The organism is Acinetobacter colistiniresistens (assembly GCF_000413935.1).
GTDB classification, from domain to species: Bacteria; Pseudomonadota; Gammaproteobacteria; order Pseudomonadales; family Moraxellaceae; genus Acinetobacter; species Acinetobacter colistiniresistens.
The window spans coordinates 417,748-435,584 of record NZ_KE340378.1 but is presented as its reverse complement, the minus strand read 5'-3'; the positions used below and the strand labels follow the sequence as shown (position 1 = coordinate 435,584).

The 17,837-nt window shown below is 41.8% G+C and carries 16 protein-coding genes and 1 rRNA gene; 12 read left to right on the top strand and 5 right to left on the bottom strand.

Annotated elements, in window-relative coordinates; all coding sequences use genetic code 11:
* Nucleotides 1–1,211, bottom strand: a 16S ribosomal RNA gene (locus F907_RS13295); the annotation flags it as partial.
* Between the two features lie 557 nt (nucleotides 1,212–1,768).
* Between F907_RS13295 and F907_RS13300 the strand changes: the two genes are divergently transcribed.
* From F907_RS13300 to F907_RS13310, 3 genes are read left to right on the top strand one after another with little or no spacing between them, the layout of a single operon-like run.
* Nucleotides 1,769–2,242, top strand: coding sequence for a regulatory sequestration protein YfiR (locus F907_RS13300; protein ID WP_005238710.1), 474 nt, complete (start codon nucleotides 1,769–1,771; stop codon nucleotides 2,240–2,242).
* 5 nt (nucleotides 2,243–2,247) lie between these two features.
* Complete coding sequence (locus F907_RS13305; protein ID WP_005276269.1) at nucleotides 2,248–3,471, top strand: diguanylate cyclase DgcN/YfiN; 1,224 nt, start codon at nucleotides 2,248–2,250, stop codon at nucleotides 3,469–3,471.
* An 8-nt stretch (nucleotides 3,472–3,479) separates the two neighbouring features.
* Entirely contained in the window at nucleotides 3,480–3,959 is a 480-nt protein-coding gene (locus F907_RS13310; protein ID WP_005276266.1) for an outer membrane lipoprotein YfiB, read from the top strand.
* 54 nt (nucleotides 3,960–4,013) lie between these two features.
* On the opposite strand, the gene F907_RS13315 is transcribed toward F907_RS13310, so the two are convergent.
* On the bottom strand, nucleotides 4,014–5,024 hold the full coding sequence (locus tag F907_RS13315; RefSeq protein ID WP_016651571.1) for a metallophosphoesterase: 1,011 nt from the start codon (nucleotides 5,022–5,024) through the stop codon (nucleotides 4,014–4,016).
* 168 nt (nucleotides 5,025–5,192) lie between these two features.
* Between F907_RS13315 and F907_RS13320 the strand changes: the two genes are divergently transcribed.
* Nucleotides 5,193–6,755: a phospholipase D family protein gene (locus tag F907_RS13320; protein ID WP_373279048.1), complete on the top strand. Its 1,563-nt coding sequence runs from the start codon at nucleotides 5,193–5,195 to the stop codon at nucleotides 6,753–6,755.
* On the opposite strand, the gene F907_RS13325 is transcribed toward F907_RS13320, so the two are convergent.
* On the bottom strand, nucleotides 6,748–7,581 hold the full coding sequence (locus F907_RS13325; protein ID WP_016651569.1) for a lysophospholipid acyltransferase family protein: 834 nt from the start codon (nucleotides 7,579–7,581) through the stop codon (nucleotides 6,748–6,750). The genes F907_RS13320 and F907_RS13325 overlap by 8 nt on opposite strands.
* A 190-nt stretch (nucleotides 7,582–7,771) precedes the next feature.
* Between F907_RS13325 and F907_RS19015 the strand changes: the two genes are divergently transcribed.
* The 6 genes from F907_RS19015 (at nucleotide 7,772) to F907_RS13350 (ending at nucleotide 11,628) form a co-directional block, all read left to right on the top strand.
* Nucleotides 7,772–7,912: a hypothetical protein gene (locus tag F907_RS19015; protein WP_016651568.1), complete on the top strand. Its 141-nt coding sequence runs from the start codon at nucleotides 7,772–7,774 to the stop codon at nucleotides 7,910–7,912.
* 74 nt (nucleotides 7,913–7,986) lie between these two features.
* Nucleotides 7,987–9,330, top strand: coding sequence for a ribosome rescue GTPase HflX (gene hflX / locus F907_RS13330; protein WP_016651567.1), 1,344 nt, complete (start codon nucleotides 7,987–7,989; stop codon nucleotides 9,328–9,330).
* 39 nt (nucleotides 9,331–9,369) lie between these two features.
* Nucleotides 9,370–9,732 (top strand): hypothetical protein, encoded by a 363-nt coding sequence (locus tag F907_RS13335; RefSeq protein WP_016651566.1) that lies wholly within the window; start codon nucleotides 9,370–9,372, stop codon nucleotides 9,730–9,732.
* An 11-nt stretch (nucleotides 9,733–9,743) separates the two neighbouring features.
* A complete protein-coding gene (locus F907_RS13340) occupies nucleotides 9,744–10,412 on the top strand; it encodes an LrgB family protein (RefSeq protein ID WP_005276248.1) in 669 nt (222 codons plus the stop codon).
* An 87-nt stretch (nucleotides 10,413–10,499) separates the two neighbouring features.
* Entirely contained in the window at nucleotides 10,500–10,943 is a 444-nt protein-coding gene (locus F907_RS13345; protein WP_016651565.1) for a DUF2147 domain-containing protein, read from the top strand.
* Nucleotides 10,944–11,178: 235 nt separating this feature from the next.
* A complete protein-coding gene (locus F907_RS13350) occupies nucleotides 11,179–11,628 on the top strand; it encodes a DUF2147 domain-containing protein (protein ID WP_016651564.1) in 450 nt (149 codons plus the stop codon).
* Between the two features lie 71 nt (nucleotides 11,629–11,699).
* Here the strand turns inward: F907_RS13350 and F907_RS13355 are convergent, their stop codons facing one another.
* Nucleotides 11,700–13,883 carry a carboxy terminal-processing peptidase gene (locus tag F907_RS13355; protein ID WP_005276239.1) on the bottom strand — a complete coding sequence of 728 codons (2,184 nt, stop codon included), beginning with the start codon at nucleotides 13,881–13,883 and terminating at the stop codon, nucleotides 11,700–11,702.
* 248 nt (nucleotides 13,884–14,131) lie between these two features.
* Here F907_RS13355 and nagZ point away from each other — a divergent pair, with 248 nt between their 5' ends.
* Together nagZ and F907_RS13365 are read left to right on the top strand one after the other, a co-directional pair.
* Nucleotides 14,132–15,154, top strand: a complete 1,023-nt coding sequence (gene nagZ, locus F907_RS13360) for a beta-N-acetylhexosaminidase (RefSeq protein WP_016651563.1) — start codon at nucleotides 14,132–14,134, stop codon at nucleotides 15,152–15,154.
* A gap of 287 nt (nucleotides 15,155–15,441) precedes the next feature.
* Entirely contained in the window at nucleotides 15,442–16,284 is an 843-nt protein-coding gene (locus F907_RS13365) for a class I SAM-dependent methyltransferase (RefSeq protein ID WP_016651562.1), read from the top strand.
* Nucleotides 16,285–16,334: 50 nt separating this feature from the next.
* On the opposite strand, the gene F907_RS13370 is transcribed toward F907_RS13365, so the two are convergent.
* The gene (locus F907_RS13370; RefSeq protein WP_016651561.1) at nucleotides 16,335–17,648 is read right to left on the bottom strand and encodes an alpha/beta fold hydrolase; all 1,314 of its coding nucleotides are present in this window, start codon (nucleotides 17,646–17,648) and stop codon (nucleotides 16,335–16,337) included.
* Nucleotides 17,649–17,837: the final 189 nt, after the last annotated feature.

Genomic DNA, 17,837 nt, shown 5'->3' with positions numbered 1-17,837 from the left:
CGTAAGGGCCATGATGACTTGACGTCGTCCCCGCCTTCCTCCAGTTTGTCACTGGCAGTATCCTTAAAGTTCCCGGCTTAACCCGCTGGCAAATAAGGAAAAGGGTTGCGCTCGTTGCGGGACTTAACCCAACATCTCACGACACGAGCTGACGACAGCCATGCAGCACCTGTATGTAAGTTCCCGAAGGCACCAATCCATCTCTGGAAAGTTCTTACTATGTCAAGACCAGGTAAGGTTCTTCGCGTTGCATCGAATTAAACCACATGCTCCACCGCTTGTGCGGGCCCCCGTCAATTCATTTGAGTTTTAGTCTTGCGACCGTACTCCCCAGGCGGTCTACTTATCGCGTTAGCTGCGCCACTAAAGCCTCAAAGGCCCCAACGGCTAGTAGACATCGTTTACGGCATGGACTACCAGGGTATCTAATCCTGTTTGCTCCCCATGCTTTCGTACCTCAGCGTCAGTATTAGGCCAGATGGCTGCCTTCGCCATCGGTATTCCTCCAGATCTCTACGCATTTCACCGCTACACCTGGAATTCTACCATCCTCTCCCATACTCTAGCTGACCAGTATCGAATGCAATTCCTAAGTTAAGCTCAGGGATTTCACATCCGACTTAATCAGCCGCCTACGCACGCTTTACGCCCAGTAAATCCGATTAACGCTCGCACCCTCTGTATTACCGCGGCTGCTGGCACAGAGTTAGCCGGTGCTTATTCTGCGAGTAACGTCCACTATCCTAGAGTATTAATCTAAGTAGCCTCCTCCTCGCTTAAAGTGCTTTACAACCATAAGGCCTTCTTCACACACGCGGCATGGCTGGATCAGGCTTCCGCCCATTGTCCAATATTCCCCACTGCTGCCTCCCGTAGGAGTCTGGGCCGTGTCTCAGTCCCAGTGTGGCGGATCATCCTCTCAGACCCGCTACAGATCGTCGCCTTGGTAGGCCTTTACCCCACCAACTAGCTAATCCGACTTAGGCTCATCATTTAGCGCAAGGTCCGAAGATCCCCTGCTTTCTCCCGTAGGACGTATGCGGTATTAGCATTCCTTTCGGAATGTTGTCCCCCACTAAATGGCAGATTCCTAAGCATTACTCACCCGTCCGCCGCTAGGTTAGGTAGCAAGCTACCCTTCCCCGCTCGACTTGCATGTGTTAAGCCTGCCGCCAGCGTTCAATCTGAGCCATGATCAAACTCTTCAGTTTAAAATCATTAGTAGCTTATGGCTACAAATCTTGGCTCATCAATTTTCTGACTAAAAATTCGCTCAAATAAACTTCGAGAAATTTCTACTCTTCAATCAATGAAATATTTTCGATTGATCAACTAGTAAAAATCCACACAAGTTGTTCTTCTATTCTCTTAATGATCTTCTCGATGATTCGTCATCATCAAGCTAGGTCGGCTATATTACTCTCAATTTCTTAAAAGTCAACAGGTAATTTAGATATTTATCAAACTTATCAATCAACCCAAGAATTCAACCACTTTAAGCCAAATCCTTGTTTCTCAACAAGTTTTTATCTGCATCACCGCCGATGGATGTGCATTCTACAGCATTCACAACCCAATACAACCCCCTTTCTTATCTTTTTTATTCGAGTGGGTATTTTTTGAACGTATCAGTTACTTTTAATGCTTTTTCTTTGTGTTCAAGAACTTTTTTTAAACAATTAAGTCCAGTAGAATATGTCTCTTGCTTCACATTTTTTGGCACTTTTGATTGAAAATACGGTTTGCTAGTAAAAAGGCTCGATATTTATTGCTTGCTGCATCCTTTGCTGCGAGCCCGCTTTGCTATGCCATCTCAACACATAATTTCTATGAGTTGGCTTTATCTATCTTAAGTTATAGCAAATGGTCCAATACCAATCGTCCAACAATTTGTGTGATTGACAATCAGGATGCTGCAAATCAGTTTCAATCCAATATCCGTCAGTTGGCTTATGAATATCAAGTACAAGCTGTTAGTGCGAAAGACTTTCCAAAAACGGAGTGTCATGTTGCCTATTTCACTACCACCTCTCCACAACAACAGCAAAATTTGATTCAGGCCTACCCTTCTCGATCATTGCTTTCTTTAAGTACCAATAATCCGGCGTGCGAAGTGGGGAGTATTTTCTGCTTATATAATAAGAAGACCTTTTCTACCTTTAAGGTGAATTTGGAGGCTTTAAGCTATTCCAAAGTGCATATCGATCCTCGTGTTTTACTTTTAGCAAAGAATGCGGGGTAAGCACTGTGATTCCGAACTTATACCAATCAACCTCCTTGCACGCTTTATTCCGTAAATCACAATTTGCAATCTTTGCAATTACCTTCGTGATCTGTTCTTTTACTTTCGCCACTATCTCCATGTTCACCATGGAAACTTATGCAAAGCAAAATTTACAGTTATTGAGCCAAACCGTTCTGGAACGTGTTCAGCCTGCTGTAGTGTTTAGGGATAAAGGTGCCATTGACCAAATTCTTGATGACTATACCAGTGAACATGCCATTCGCAGTATTCATGTCTATGATCCACAACAACAGTTGTTAGCTGAAAGTACCAAGAAAGTTGCTCATACCTCAGTCATGCAAGATTTAATGGATCGTTGGTTTCTTCATGATCCTGTTAAGCTCATGATTGTGCATCATAAGAAAAAAGTAGGCGAGTTGGTGCTGTATGGTAGTTCTGAAAATATTCTGCACTTTTTAAAGACCATTATTATCGGTCTCGCCATTTCAATGTTTTTCATTGTGATCGCCCTGCTTTGGTCTGTGAACATTACGTACCGCCAAATTATGCAAGCGATCAAACCATTAACGCATATTGCACAACTGGTCAGCGATCAAAAAGCTTATAATTTACGCTTCCCGAATAACCACATTCACGAATTCCAGAACTTAAATACGGTATTCAATGAACTGTTAGAAGAAATCCAGATCTGGCACACACATCTGCAAAAAGAAAATCGCCAACTCTCATTTCAGGCGCATCACGACCAACTCACCAGTTTGCCAAATCGCCATTATTTTTACCAAGAGCTATTTAATATCTTTGAAAACCCACAGTATCGTCATAACTCTGCTTTACTCTTTATCGACAATAACAAGTTTAAATTCATCAATGATGAGTTTGGACATTTAGCTGGAGATGCTGTTTTAAAGGAAATGGCAGCACGCTTAAGGCTTTCAGTCCGCCATGAAGATTTTATTGCTCGTTTAGGGGGTGATGAATTTGCCATCATCTTACATTCAATTCACCATACCGATCATTTAATAACAATTGCTGAAGGCGTTCTTGCAAGTTGTGGAGAGCCTTTAGAGTTTAATGGTCAAATGATTCATTTCAGTTTTAGCTTAGGGGTTGCTTTTTCTCAGTTTGCAGAGAATCCAGAAGATTTGATTATGCAGGCCGATCAAGCTATGTATAGAGCTAAAAATTTAAACCCACATTGGTTTCTTTATAAACCAGAAATTTAGGACATGTTATGCGCGCTCACACCATTAAAATTTCATTTATTGCGTTACTCTGCCTAACATTGGCTGGCTGCTTGAGTTTTGGTCCGTTAAAGTATCGTCAGGTCAAAATGCTCAAGAAAGAAGGCTTTGTTTTAACAGATGAGGGCTGGACCTTAGGTCTACCAGAACGTTTGCTGTTTGACTTTAATAAAGCAGAAATCAAGCCAGAACACCAAAAGGAAATAGTCCGTTTAGCAAACCAGCTAAACAAGTATGACTTACAAAAATTAAAAATTGTAGGCCATACCGATGATATCGGAAATCCTGAATATAACCAGAAACTCTCAGAAGAACGCGCTCAGAGTGTTTCAACAATCTTTGTAACACAAGGGTTCAAGCCAAATAACTTAACCGTAGTCGGTCGTGGTGCGAGTCAGCCTTTTGTACCAAATACCTCTGATGAAAATCGTGCCAGCAACCGTCGTGTGAATGTCATTATTATTCCTTAACAATTACTGCTCCAAAGCATAAAAAAGCCGACGCAATGCAGTCGGCTTTTTTATTTAAATCAGTTCAATAATATCAATCGTTGGTGGAACCCGAAACCGAAACGGCACACCAACCATTCCCGTGCCAACGGTCACAAAAACTTCTGCATGCTCATGTGTATAAAAACCCTTTTTATGACCCAAAATAGAGACACGTTTCATGATATAACTGGTAATCCATGGCAATTCGATTTGCCCCCCATGCGTATGACCAGATAACATGAGTGGTCGCGTTGGCAGCTCTGGAACCATATCTACAGTATCCGGATTGTGCGACAAAATCAGCCAAGGTTTATCTTGAGGTAAATCGGGCATAAAACGCATATTGGCCTTCCCTGCCCACAAATCTCCAATCCCGATCAGGCGAAACTCATCAAATTCGACAATCTTTCCTTCAATATCAATAACATTATTTAGTTCTAAAGCTTTTCTTAGTAAATCTTGAATAGGCGGACCCGGATATTGTTCATCGTGATTACCTGGGACTGAGTAGACGGGAGCCTGAATTTGCTTTAAAACTGCTAATTCCTGCACCAGCCGATTTTCAGGTTCATAAGTCCAATCTCCTGCGACTACGACCAAATCCGGTTGTGCTTGATTCAACTTCTTAACCATACTTTTCAGTTGACGTTCATGCCCAGAAAATAATCCGACATGCATATCGGCAACCAAAGCAACTTTGATTGGATGGCTAAACTCACGCTCTGAATTCAGTCGATATTGATGATGTTTTACATGAATTTGATGCGGCTCGATAAAACGCGCATAGATCAAGATACTGCTGAGTAAAAAGATGAATCCAGCCTGATGCAAGCTGTAATATTGAATCCATCCCGCATAAACACTAAAAAACCACAGTGGAATCAATAAATAAGACAGATAAAATGCCAATAAATGTATAAAAGCTTTAAATGGATGAATGGTTTCTGTTCGTGATTGATGTACCCAGGCCTGAATCAAAGCCCAAAGCGCCAGAACAGCGAAAATAAGATAAAAACCAAGAATAATAGTATCCGAATTCGACATTAAAGCCCTCATTAACTTCACTTTAGGACATCCATCTCATCTTATATTTATCTTTTTCGATGAAGTGGTATACTCAAGCCCAACTTTTAATCAGTGACGATTATGACGCAATTTTCTCATTTAAATAACAAACATACAAAGATAAGTACAAGTGCTTACAATAAAAGTATGATTGTGATTTATTGCTCAATTGCGCTGACCGTTACAGGTTGTAGCACCTTACCCAAGCATAAAATTGAACCGATCATTCAAACCTCTTCCCAGATTGATACCTCTCGGACGTCACTCGCACAGGTCATTCAGCCGTTACAAGAACAACATCCTGACCTAACAGGCTACCATGTTTTATATGAACCTCTGGAAGCCCTTTCAGCACGACTTCGCTTGATTGATAAGGCAGAAAAAACCCTTGATTTACAATATTATATTTGGGATAACGATAAAGTGGGTGCCTTGGCTTTACATGCCTTGATTCGTGCCGCAGATCGAGGCGTTCGGGTTCGCCTCTTGATTGATGATAATAATGCCAAACATACAGAAGGCATTTTTCTTGCACTGGCACAACATCCCAATATAGAAGTTAAGCTATTTAACCCCTATCGTTTTCGTAAATATCGTGCACTGGATATGGTACTGGACTTAAAACGTATCAATCGTCGCATGCATAATAAGAGTTTTATTGCTGATCATCAGGTTGCTTTGATCGGTGGCCGCAACATGACCAATCAATATTACAACGTCAGTGATAATTATCAATTTTCTGATGTGGATGTGATGTTGTTTGGTACAGCTGTAGAAGACATCTCCAAATCATTTGATGATTATTGGAATCATGAATATGCCTATGATGTTCGGGAAGTCGTCAAACAGAGTTCTCATCGTTTAAGCTATGACAGTCTTAAACAACAACTTGATGAACACTATAAACGCATTACGGTTCAAAACTATTTAGATTTAACCAGCCAGTCGGTCGCCATTAATGCCTTAATGAATCGTGATATTTCACTCGACTGGGTCAAAGCTGAAGTCGTCAAAGACTCCCCCGACAAAATTAAATCAAAAGCCAAAAAAGAAGAACATCTCAACTTTCAGTTGATCAATCATCTCGAACAGCCCGAAAAAAATATTGATTTAATTTCTGCCTATTTTGTTCCGGAAAAAAAAGGAGCCAAAATTTTAAGTGATTTGGCACAAGATGGAATTAAAGTCAGAATCCTGACAAATTCATTTAAAGCCAATGACGTTGCTGTAGTGCATGCTTTCTATGGTAAATATCGACAGGAATTACTTGAAAATGGTGTACAACTCTATGAGTTTTTGCCCGCGCTCGATAAAAGTGATTTAGACAAACACACCGAGGAGCTAGCCAAAAAAGCCAAGGTCAATATTAAAGGTTTAAGCCGTTCAAGTTTACATGCAAAATTAATGGCACTGGATGAAAAACAGGTGTTTATTGGCTCATTTAACTTTGATCCGCGCTCAGCCTACTTGAATACTGAAATTGGTGTATTACTGAATAGCCCCCCCTTGGCACAAGCAGTGCATGCCACCATGGATCAAAACCTGAAAACCTATGCTTATCGTTTAGTTTTGGATGCCAATAACAAAATCACTTGGCAGCGAGAAACACCACACGGCCCTCTGATTTATACCAAAGAACCGAAAATGAAATGGTGGCAAAGAGCAGGTATGAAAATGATTTCATGGCTGCCGATCGAAGGCTTTATGTAGTTTCCAAGGCTTCTTCTGGTAACACGGCAAGTACCTTTCTCTGCAAGCGCTCCAAACCCGCTCTCATTTGGCGATCTACTTCTTTGGTCAACGTTTCTACCGTATGACCTGCTACAGGAATCGCAGGTAAAGTGAGCAAATGGGCAGTGACTTTGGGCATTTCCAAAACACGCTGTACATGTTCTGCAAAACTCATTTCACCAATAAATGGCGCAACCAAATCCAGTTGCCCCTGTTGGTTCACATAGCAGATCACACAAATCTGCACCGGTCGTTGCGCTTCAATAGCAGCACCTAATAAACGTCCATGTACTTTTTTAACTTTACTGCCATCGGTCGTTGTGGCTTCAGGAAAAAACAGGACTGGAATATCTTGCTTTAAGAACTCAGCAATTTGTTCACGGATTCGAACCGAATCTCCAGAACCCCGCTTAATAAATAAAGTCCCGCCACCCTTTGCTAAATTACCAACGATCGGCCATTTTTCCACTTCGGCTTTGGCCAAGAAAAAGATACGTGCCCCAGAACCCAACACTGCAACATCCAGCCAAGAAACGTGATTACTGACCCATAGTGCCGGTTCACGCGGAATGGTACCGTGCACTTGTACTTCAATATTGAACACTTCACATAATCGACGGCAGAAATACTGTACATAACGGGTATTTACAGGATTATTCGGGTCTTTATATAAGCCATGTCGGTAAATAAGATAAAAACCCTCACCAATGGTTTCGAGACCTGCAGCTAATTTTTTACTGTACAAACTAAATTTCGAAAACAAACTTAAAGATGTGTGATTTACTGCTGTTGCTTGTTGAGTCATAAATTCTTAAAACCGTACGCCTAGATGCACGTGTGCATTGAATTAACCTTGTTATATCATGCCGATATTACCTTATAGAAGTTTCAGCCATAACAAAAAACGAATGTGAGCATAAATTTTTCCAATTTTAAAAGATTTATCAGATCAAATATTATAAATAAATCGAATTTACTGATCATAAGGTGATGTGATGAATCAGCAAAGTACAACATCAGAACCACAAACCACCATTCCTTATAGCTATGCTTTAAGAATGTTTCTGGGATGGTCAATTTTATACATGGGTACATTGGTTGGATTCATTGAGCTATTACGTCGTAATATCATATAAATCCACGAAGTCTTTGCCCTTTGCTTGAGGTTTATTCTAGAATAAGACTTTAAAAATAAGGATTTCAGAACAGCGTGGAAAATTTTGAGCAGCGTCAAAGTGGTGAACGAGCAATTTTAGTCAGTGTATCGGTTCACCTGCTCGATGATCTGGATGCTGAAGAGTTCCGATTGCTCGCTCAATCTGCTGGCGCTGAAATCCTTGAACATCTCATTGTGCAACGCAATAAGCCTGACCCGAAATTTTTTATTGGTTCTGGCAAAGTTGATGAAATTGCAGAATTAGTGAAAAGCCATGAGGCAGAGTTGGTAATTTTTGACCATTCACTCTCGCCTGCGCAAGAACGCAATTTGGAACGTATTCTTAAGTGCCGTGTGATTGACCGCACTGGTTTGATTCTTGATATTTTCGCCTTACGTGCACGTACCCATGAAGGTAAATTACAGGTAGAGCTGGCTCAGCTAAAACACCTCTCTACCCGTTTGATTCGTGGTTTTACAGGCAATTTAGAACAGCAAAAAGGCGGCATCGGTCTCCGTGGCCCGGGTGAGTCGCAACTGGAGACGGATCGACGCTTAATCCGTGTCCGTATTACCCAACTCAAAGATAAACTGACCAAAGTTCAGCAAACCCGCTTACAAGGTCGTGCCGCACGTCAAAAAGCCGCCATTCCAACTATCTCTTTAGTGGGTTATACCAATGCTGGAAAATCCACTCTGTTTAATATTCTCGCCAAAAGTGATGTCTACGCTGCGGATCAACTGTTTGCCACCCTTGACCCAACCTTACGTCGTTTAGACTGGGATGGTGTCGGTACGGTTGTATTGGCTGATACCGTTGGATTTGTCCGCAATTTACAACATGATCTGGTGGAATCTTTCAAAGCCACATTAGAAGAAACGCTAGAGGCAACACTGCTCTTACATGTGATTGATAGTAGCAGCCCGAATATGCCTGAACAAATCGAAGCCGTAGAATCAGTACTCAAGGAGATCGGTGCTGATGCGCCTGTTTTGCAGGTCTACAATAAAATTGACCTAAGTGGCGATGAAGCCAAAATCATTTATAAAGCGCCGGGTCTGCCTGATCGCGTCTATGTCTCAGCACATTCAGGGCAAGGACTTGAACAACTCAGCGAAGCAGTGCAACAATGCTTAATGGGGCAGCTACAACAATTTGATCTGGTACTCAAAGCGGCTTACGGTAAATTACGGACCCAACTCTACGGCTTGAATGTGATTCAATCTGAGCATTATGATGATCAAGGTGATCTACATTTATCTGTCTGTATCGCGCCACACAAATTGGAGCAACTCATTAAACAAGCACATTTACCATTAGACGAAATTCTTGGGAAAAAAGCTTCCCTATTCCAACGACCTTTGGAAGAATTTGAGATTGATCACCCAATACCTTAATTGTGGTCAGCCATCATCTGGATAGACAAGAGTAAAAAAATGAAAAATATAGACTGGACAGCTTGGTTTGGCACAATTCTCTTAATCATTGTCTATCGTGAAGGGGCTGTTGCGATCACAAAAGTTTTTGGTCACCCAGAACTGGGCAATCTGGTTGGTCTCATTAGTTTATTAATCACATTACTGATCTGGAGGCGGTTTAGAAAAATTTCCAATCGCCTGACAGACACCAATAATAAAATCCTGAAAGAAAGCGGCTTCGCCTTTTTGCCGATTTGTGCAGGCTCATTAATTATGCTGGTACATATGGGCAAAGAAATTCCTGCATTCTTATTTATCTTAACCTTTAGTACATTATTGCCATTATGGGTCTATGCCAAAATGGCGAAACGCTGGTTATAAGGAGCTGATCTATGTCAATGGTTATCTATGGCTTCATTATTACCCTCATTAGTTATCTGATTGCTAAACCACTGAATCAGAAATTTCCACAGATTCCGCTAATTGTGTTTGGCATGTTTATTGTCATCGCATTCTTAGCCATTTTTGGTATTCCATATCAACAGTATATGGATAATGTGAACAATGTTTTTAGTCACCTGCTTGGCTATGTCACGGTTGCTTTGGCCATTCCATTGGCTGCCATGCGTTATGACGATTTACCGCTCAAATCAATGATTGGTATCCTTGGTTTTGCCAGCATCAGTGCAGTTGCCTTACCAATGAGTTTAGCCTATTTGCTGCATATGTCTGAACCAACCATTATGGCTTTTGCCACCCGTGCCGTGACCACACCCATTGCATTGAACATCGCAACGCTCCTGCATGCTCCTTTAATGATGGTCACCCTGATTGTGATTCTATCGGGAGTGATTGGTGCTGCATTCTCGCCATGGATCTTAAAACATATTCATGATGAACGCGCTTCTGGTCTAGCCTTAGGTTTGGCTGCACATGCGATCGGTACGGCGCAAGCATGGCAACGTGGCCCGGTTACAGGACGTTATGCAGCCTTTGGCATGGCAGTAAATGGTGTATTTACAGCCATTTGGCTCCCTACATTCATTCTCTCTTTATCTTAAAATTTGCCACAAATATCACATAAAGATTGAACTAGTTGTCAGATATCCTCCATAATGTAAGCTTAAACGTTAAAAGGATTTTTAATGATGAGCAAACAATTATTAGGTGCGTTATTTTTATCTGCGGTGAGCAGTTTTACTTTTGCAGAGGATATTACGGGGCTCTGGCAAAGTATTGATGACAAAACGGGGGCGCCGAAGGCACTGGTTGAAATTCGCAAAGAAGCGAATGGCACCTATGCAGGCAAAGTAGTCAAAATTACGCCGCGTACAGGCTATACACCGAAAGAAACCTGTGTGGATTGTCCTGCACCTTATACCAATAAACCAATCATCGGTTTAGATGTGGTCACAGGCTTAAAATATAGCGAAGGCTTAAACTATACGGGTGGTCGTATTTTAGATCCAAATACAGGCAAAATTTATAGTATGAAAGCCAAACTTAGTGCCAATGGCAAACGCTTGCATTTGCGTGGCTATTTAGGCGTTTCTGCTTTAGGTCGTAATCAAATCTGGATTCGTGCCGAGTAAGTTGAATAAAATTTAGCGCTACGATACGCACATTGCACTGATCATACAGATTTCGGCGCTAGTCAAAAAAGCTTCTTCATCTTGCATTGCAATGAAGAAGCTTTTTTTATTTTCCGCTCAAAAAATTGATTGAAACATCAATGATGAATAATTTACAACTGTAAAATAATGATTGAATCTCCGATTAGAAATCAGAAATAATAAGGTACAACCATGGCAGCAAGGAGGCTTAAACATGAACTTGTCCCAAAAACTGATTTCTTTTTTCTTTCTATTGATCTTCAGTCATTTTGCTTTTGCCCAAGATATTGTCGGGATTTGGCAAAGTGTTGATGATGTGACAGGTGCCCCCAAAGGACAGGTTGAAATCGTAAAAGAAGCTGATGGTTCTTATACCGGTAAAATCATTAAAATTACCCCACGTACAGGTTATACACCCAAAGAATTTTGCACAGGTTGCCCCGCACCTTATACCAACAAACCAATTTTAGGCTTAAATGTCATCACTCAACTCAAGCATAAAAATGACCTGACCTATACCGGTGGAAAGATCCTTGATCCCAATGGAGCTCGTGTTTATAGCCTGACTGCCAAGTTGAGTTCTAATGGACAGCGTTTACATTTACGCGGTTATGTTGGTGTCTCTGTATTAGGACGAAGTCAAATCTGGATCCGAGTCAATTAAATTGCCGAGTCCAAGCCATAAAAAAGCCCTGTCAGATGCAGGGCTTTTTTATGGCTTGGACGTGATGAGTCTTAACGAGACTGCAACTTAGAATAATCTAAAAGGACGTTTGCAGCTTCAGTAATGAAGGTTTCTTCTTCCGGCAATGGTGGACGCAAGTGTGCTTTCATTTTGGCACGTGACTCAACCAAAGCATCAATAGAAGCTTGATAACTTTCCCAGTTTGCATAAGGTGCTAAACCTGTTGCGCTACGGCGCTGGTTTTCCGCATTCAAGGTTTGCTTTTCAAGATCAATTAACTCAGCACGACGCTGACCAATATCTAGAGATACCTTCTTTTGATCCGAAGTTTTCTTGGCAATTGCGGTTCGTGCTTCTAAATATTTAAACTGAGAATCTGCTGCAACACGTTGTTGAGAAGACTCTGTCAATTTAGCAATATAAGGTTGTACAGAGCCTTCGCGCTTAAAGGGTGCTGTTGGAATGGTATCCCACTTCAAGGCATTTTTCGCTTTACGCTCACCAAACTCCTCATTGTAAATATCCACCAATTTGATGTCTGGAATCACACCTTTGTTTTGTGTACTGCCGCCAGTAATACGATAAAACTTACGCTGTGTTAACGTCGCCTGACCATAAGCCAGTGAATCTAGCTGAACCTGTGCGGTGCCCTTACCTGTAGTGGTACTACCAATGATAATACCACGCTCATAATCCTGAATCGCGGCAGAGTAAATCTCACTTGCAGAAGCAGAAGCCAAGTTGACCAGTACCGCCATTGGGCCAGCATAAAGCTGTTCACCGCCATCGGTATCTTCAAAGACATTGACATTACCATTACCATCACGGATCTGCACCACAGGACCAGACTTGATCACCTGACCAAGCATACGTGCCACCTCTTCCAGTGAGCCACCTGGGTCATTACGCAAGTCGACCAAGATCCCTTCTACTTTTTGTGCTTTCAGCGACTCTAATGCTTTGGCTGTATCTTCCGATACAGAGCGATATTCGGTCCCAGCACGACGTGAACGATAGTCAAAATAGAAGGATGGAATTTCCAGTACACCAAACAGATGTTTTTTACCGTCACGGGTAATTTCAACGGTACGGGAACGAACACCAGCATCTTCTTCTTGGATAATGTCACGGGTTAAGGTCACATTACGTGCTTGGCTCATCGATGCACCAGCACCCAATAACCGTACCACAACTTTGGTACCCCGTTTACCTCGAATCAGTCCCACGATTTCCGAACTTGGCCAGCCAATCACATCAACCATTTTCTCGCCGTCTTGAGCCACCCCAATGATGCGATCACCTGATTTCACCTGCCCCGATTTACTTGCCGGGCCACCTTCAACAATAGTTTCAATCTTGGTGTAGTCTTCATTGCCACGTTCAGGACGAATCGACACCCCAATCCCTTCTAACTGCAAAGTCGTTTGACGGTTTAACTCCATCGCATCAATCGGCGGATAGTAATTACTGTGCGGATCGTAGGTGGCCAGCATGGCATTCAGCGTCTTTTCCAACACATCATCGCTTTTCACACGTCCAATACGTTCTAACTGACGGGTATAACGTTTCGTCAAAGTTTGAACTGGTGTTAAATCTTCGGGTCCAGTTAAATCCTGACCATTAGCAAGCGATGGATCTGCTTTTAACGCTTTTTGTTTCGCCTGCTCTTCTTCTTTGCTAATAGTTAAATTAATGAGCTGTGAAACCAGCATTTTTTGCCAATGCGCTTGTTGCTCAGCCGTAGTTTTGAAATATGCTGCCTTTTCACGATCCGTATCAAGATAGACATCTTTTTGATTGAGGTTTTGCGGCTTCTTCAATTCAGCCAACATAAACTCATAGAATTGTTTTAAACGATCACGGTATTGAGCATGGATCGCAAACGGTCCAGTCAAGTTACCCGCTTTTAAGGAGCTGCCAAACGTAGCACCATATTTCTTTTGATAGTCTTCCACTTCACCGCTTAAAAATAATGAATGATCTGGATCAAGACTATCCAGATACATATTCAAAATACGGTTTGAAGTCGTTGCATCCAGACGCATATTTAAATAATGCTGACGATCAACCAAGGTCGCTAACTGACGTGCAACCAAGGCCTGTTCCTGAGATGGCTTGATGACTGTTGAAACAACAGGTGTCTCAGTCGCTGCAAATGCCTCATTTATGGTATGAGAGAAAAATAAACCACCAGTCGCAATTGCAACTGCACACGCTATCATTTGAAGTTTCATAAAATTTTGGTACTTCCTTGGATATGGCAATTATTACATGCTGATCTGGTCAATATGAACACCTTTTATTCACTTCCATCACAACATGTAAAACTCATAAGTCATTATAAATAAATGACCAACAAGCACTTATCATCAATATCATCTAGTTTTATCATATTCTGTACTGACAAAATGTAGCAAATCATTGCACAATTTAGCTATCGTTTTTTTCATCATTTTTTTATCAAAATTCAAACGGAATCCTTATGATCGGCGCATTGATGCTGGATATTGCTGGCACAGAACTTACCCAAGAAGATATTGAACTCTTACAAGCTCCACAAGTCGGCGGCATGATTTTATTTGCACGAAATATTGAATCCCCTCAACAAGTTCGTGCCTTAACCGACCATATGCGCCAAATCCGTCCAGAGATTCTGATTGCGGTGGATCAGGAAGGTGGTCGCGTCCAACGCTTAAGACAAGGCTTTACCTTACTTCCAGCCATGGGTCGATTGGGTGAGCGCTACCTCAGCAATCCACAACAAGCACTTGAACTGGCTGAGCAATGCGGCTGGTTAATGGCAATCGAAGTTCTCGCAGTCGGTATTGATTTTAGCTTTGCCCCAGTTTTAGACCTGAATGATGTGAGTGATGTGATCGGTGATCGTGGTTTTGCCAAAAATATGCAAGACATCGTGCCACTGGCAGATGCCTTTATGCGTGGTATGAAAAAAGCAGGTATGGCAACGACAGGAAAACATTTCCCAGGACATGGTTCAGTCAAGGCTGACTCGCACGTTGCCGCTGCAATTGATAGCCGCTCGTACCAAGAAATCTACGACAAAGATATGCAAAGCTTTATCAAGCTGATGCCGCAACTGGATGCATTGATGCCTGCTCATGTGATCTATGACCAAGTTGATCCAAACCCAGCAGGCTTTTCACCGTTTTGGTTACAGGAAATCTTACGTCAACAGCTTAAATTTGACGGCGTATTATTCTCAGATGACTTGAGCATGCAGGCTGCCTGTGTCGCAGGTGGTGCAGATGCACGTATCCAAGCCGCTTTAAAAGCAGGCTGTGATATGGGGCTGGTCTGTAATGACCGTGCAGCTGCATGTACCGCCTTGGATGGCATCCAAACATTGGCGTTACCAAATCAACAACGCTTAGAACGTATGCGCGGTAAAATTCCAAATATCCAAGTCGGCACGACGTTGACTTTAGATGATGAAAACTGGCACAGCGTCAGAAAAGTCATTGAAGAGTTTAAGAATTCGTTCTAACTTTACTTAGAGTTTTTCATTGTTTTATTAACATAATGGAATCTTGCCGAGTGCTCATCTGATTAAAGAGTTTTGCCTTCGGCTCGACTTACTTTTCAGGGATGAAAAGTAAGCAAAAATCCTTTGTTAGGCTGAGGGTACATCCTTGTAAACCCAGCCCAACGGCGGCATCCATGCCGCCCCACGATAGTAAATAACAAACCTAAAATCGGATTTGGTGGAAAATCTCAGCTTAAAAAAGAGATTAATTTTATATATCTAAATTAGGAAAATAGAGTCTAGGACAGATGACACAACAACTTTCAAAACACCGCCACATTTCATTTACCGCACACTACACCGGCTATATCTGGTATCAAATGGGGATTTCACATCCAGCACTGGCAACAGCAAAAGGAAAAACTTTAGCGGCTCTCGTTCATCCAATTGAGAGCTGGGCAGAAAAATATGTCGGTGGCAGCATGCGCACTACACTGAAACAACGTCACAGCATGCTCGACAACCAGTTAAAAGCACTGATTGAGCAACATCCTGACCTGCAAGTGCTAGAAATTGCCTGTGGCTTATCCCCACGTGGCTGGTGGTTTAGACAACATTACCCAACGATCACTTACCGTGAACTGGATTTGCCTGACATGGCTGCCACCAAACAAGCGGCACTACAGCAAATTGAAAGCAATACTGATGCTGTACTGTCTATCGACTTATTTACCGATGCTTTTGCCTCTGCCTTTGAAGTATTTGATCCTCAACGGCCTTTGGTGATTATCAGCGAGGGACTGATCAATTACTTTGAAAAACCAATGTTACAGCAACTGATTCAAGCCATTGCCAATTACGGCCAAGGCTTTAAAACGCTGCATTATTTAACAGACATCTATCCAGAACCGACTCAAAACAAACTCGCCACCATTATCTGGAACAGTAGCCGTTTATTAAAATGGATGTCGCGCAGTGCGTTTAGCTTTCATTTTCAAACCCCTGCCGAGGTTGAACAGTTTTTTCATGAAGCTGGCTTTAATCACGTTGAGGTGTTACAACCCAAGCAATTTTTTCAACAAGTCACTTTAGAAAGTACGCAGCAACACTTAGGCGACCTAGTCTGGATGATTCAAGCCACCAATAAATAAGCGCACAAAAAAAGTGGCAAATTGCCACTTTTTTAATCTTGAAATACTCGTTATTCAGTTGGCTGTTGGCGTTGAATAAAACGAGTCAAACGCTCTGCGATATCAAAACTGCCGTGTTTAAATAAGATGCGCAGTCCTTGCTCAGTTGCATCAAAGATTAAACATTCAATTTTAAACTCACCCTCTTCATCAGCTAAATGTAAGGCTAAATCACGTGGATGTTGATTGATAAAATCAAGTTGCTCAATATTGTGAAGCTTTAAATACACGCCAAAGAAAGTGATATCAACGATCTGCACATCAGCTTCTGTCGTAAGATGGCGATGCGATAATTTGCTTTCAGGCTGTAAGACCGTAATACGCTCTTCACCACGACGTTCAATCTGCTGCATTTGTTCCCGTGTCATTGAGATAATGCCATCTAGATTGTCTATGGATTCACCTTTTAAAAAGGTGGTAAACAAATTCATGGTTTCTTTACGGCGCTGCAATTGTGGTACATGATCGGCATTGGCAATCAATGCAAACTGCATATCCTGACACTGCAATGCAAAATCTGCATTTTCATGCGGTAGAGTAAAACTGTCATACTGCCCTGCTGCCACCAAGGTTTTACATTGTGGTACAGGAACATCGCTTAAGCGCAACAAGCGATTGCAGTTGATTTCATAACGTTCGCGCTCAGTTGCACTAAACTCAGCCATCTGTTTAAAGAACAAACGCTTTGCTGTTGGCGACATTCTCGTTTTATCAAGTTTGGCGTGATTGACCAAATAAAGAATCACAGCCTGACCAAACTCTTCCATCCGGTCTTCACGCATTAAATGCAGCGATTCTTCGAGCAGCATCCGCCAGCTTTTACGGGTTTTCTGCATCACCCCCATCAAAACCATACGGTCAATCAACTCAGGGCGTTGGTCTGCAAAAGACGAAGCCACCACGGAACCCAATGACATGCCCATCATTGAAACTTTATCAATCCCAACAATATCCAGCCATTGACCCAACATTTTAGATAAATCTGGCAGTTCTAAAATACCTGCAGATTCACCCGTATCAACATTGCGAATTTGCTGATTCGCACCCATCGAAGGTAAATCAATTAAAATGACTGGCCCACTCTCGAAAAGTTGCTCAACACAATACTTATAAGAGTTAAAGTTTTGAAATGCGCCTCCGACAATTACAATCGGCGTGTTGTAGATCGTTTTCGGATCTGCAATTGCCATATATTCAATTTTCCAACCATCAATCCACGTGGTACGCGCTGGTTGTTTAAAACTGTTTTTATTGTAAATGTCGAAAAAACCAAAGCCTGTGTAGGTATGATTTATATCCGAGTCCATTTGGATAATGGAATTCATGCCCTTCCTCCATCCTTGTTTATTTTTGTGTTGCAAGCATCTCATTTTCAGCGACTTCTACTTGCAAGTTAACAAATTTATAAAATTTGTATTACATTTATCCTATACTTTTTCATTCTATACATATGCACGTTTTATACGCAATCATTTCCTTAACCACTTATCTTGTTTCGCTCCATAATCTTTTGC

Coding starts and splice junctions, on each gene's coding strand:
- F907_RS19015 (WP_016651568.1), top strand. CDS start 7,772: ATGAATCAGCAAAGTACAACATCAGAACCACAAACCACCATTCCTTAT.
- F907_RS13320 (WP_373279048.1), top strand. CDS start 5,193: ATGATTGTGATTTATTGCTCAATTGCGCTGACCGTTACAGGTTGTAGC.
- F907_RS13325 (WP_016651569.1), bottom strand. CDS start 7,581: ATGACTCAACAAGCAACAGCAGTAAATCACACATCTTTAAGTTTGTTT.
- F907_RS13310 (WP_005276266.1), top strand. CDS start 3,480: ATGCGCGCTCACACCATTAAAATTTCATTTATTGCGTTACTCTGCCTA.
- F907_RS13365 (WP_016651562.1), top strand. CDS start 15,442: ATGACACAACAACTTTCAAAACACCGCCACATTTCATTTACCGCACAC.
- F907_RS13335 (WP_016651566.1), top strand. CDS start 9,370: ATGAAAAATATAGACTGGACAGCTTGGTTTGGCACAATTCTCTTAATC.
- F907_RS13370 (WP_016651561.1), bottom strand. CDS start 17,648: ATGAATTCCATTATCCAAATGGACTCGGATATAAATCATACCTACACA.
- F907_RS13345 (WP_016651565.1), top strand. CDS start 10,500: ATGAGCAAACAATTATTAGGTGCGTTATTTTTATCTGCGGTGAGCAGT.
- F907_RS13350 (WP_016651564.1), top strand. CDS start 11,179: ATGAACTTGTCCCAAAAACTGATTTCTTTTTTCTTTCTATTGATCTTC.
- nagZ (WP_016651563.1), top strand. CDS start 14,132: ATGATCGGCGCATTGATGCTGGATATTGCTGGCACAGAACTTACCCAA.
- F907_RS13355 (WP_005276239.1), bottom strand. CDS start 13,883: ATGAAACTTCAAATGATAGCGTGTGCAGTTGCAATTGCGACTGGTGGT.
- F907_RS13340 (WP_005276248.1), top strand. CDS start 9,744: ATGTCAATGGTTATCTATGGCTTCATTATTACCCTCATTAGTTATCTG.
- F907_RS13315 (WP_016651571.1), bottom strand. CDS start 5,024: ATGTCGAATTCGGATACTATTATTCTTGGTTTTTATCTTATTTTCGCT.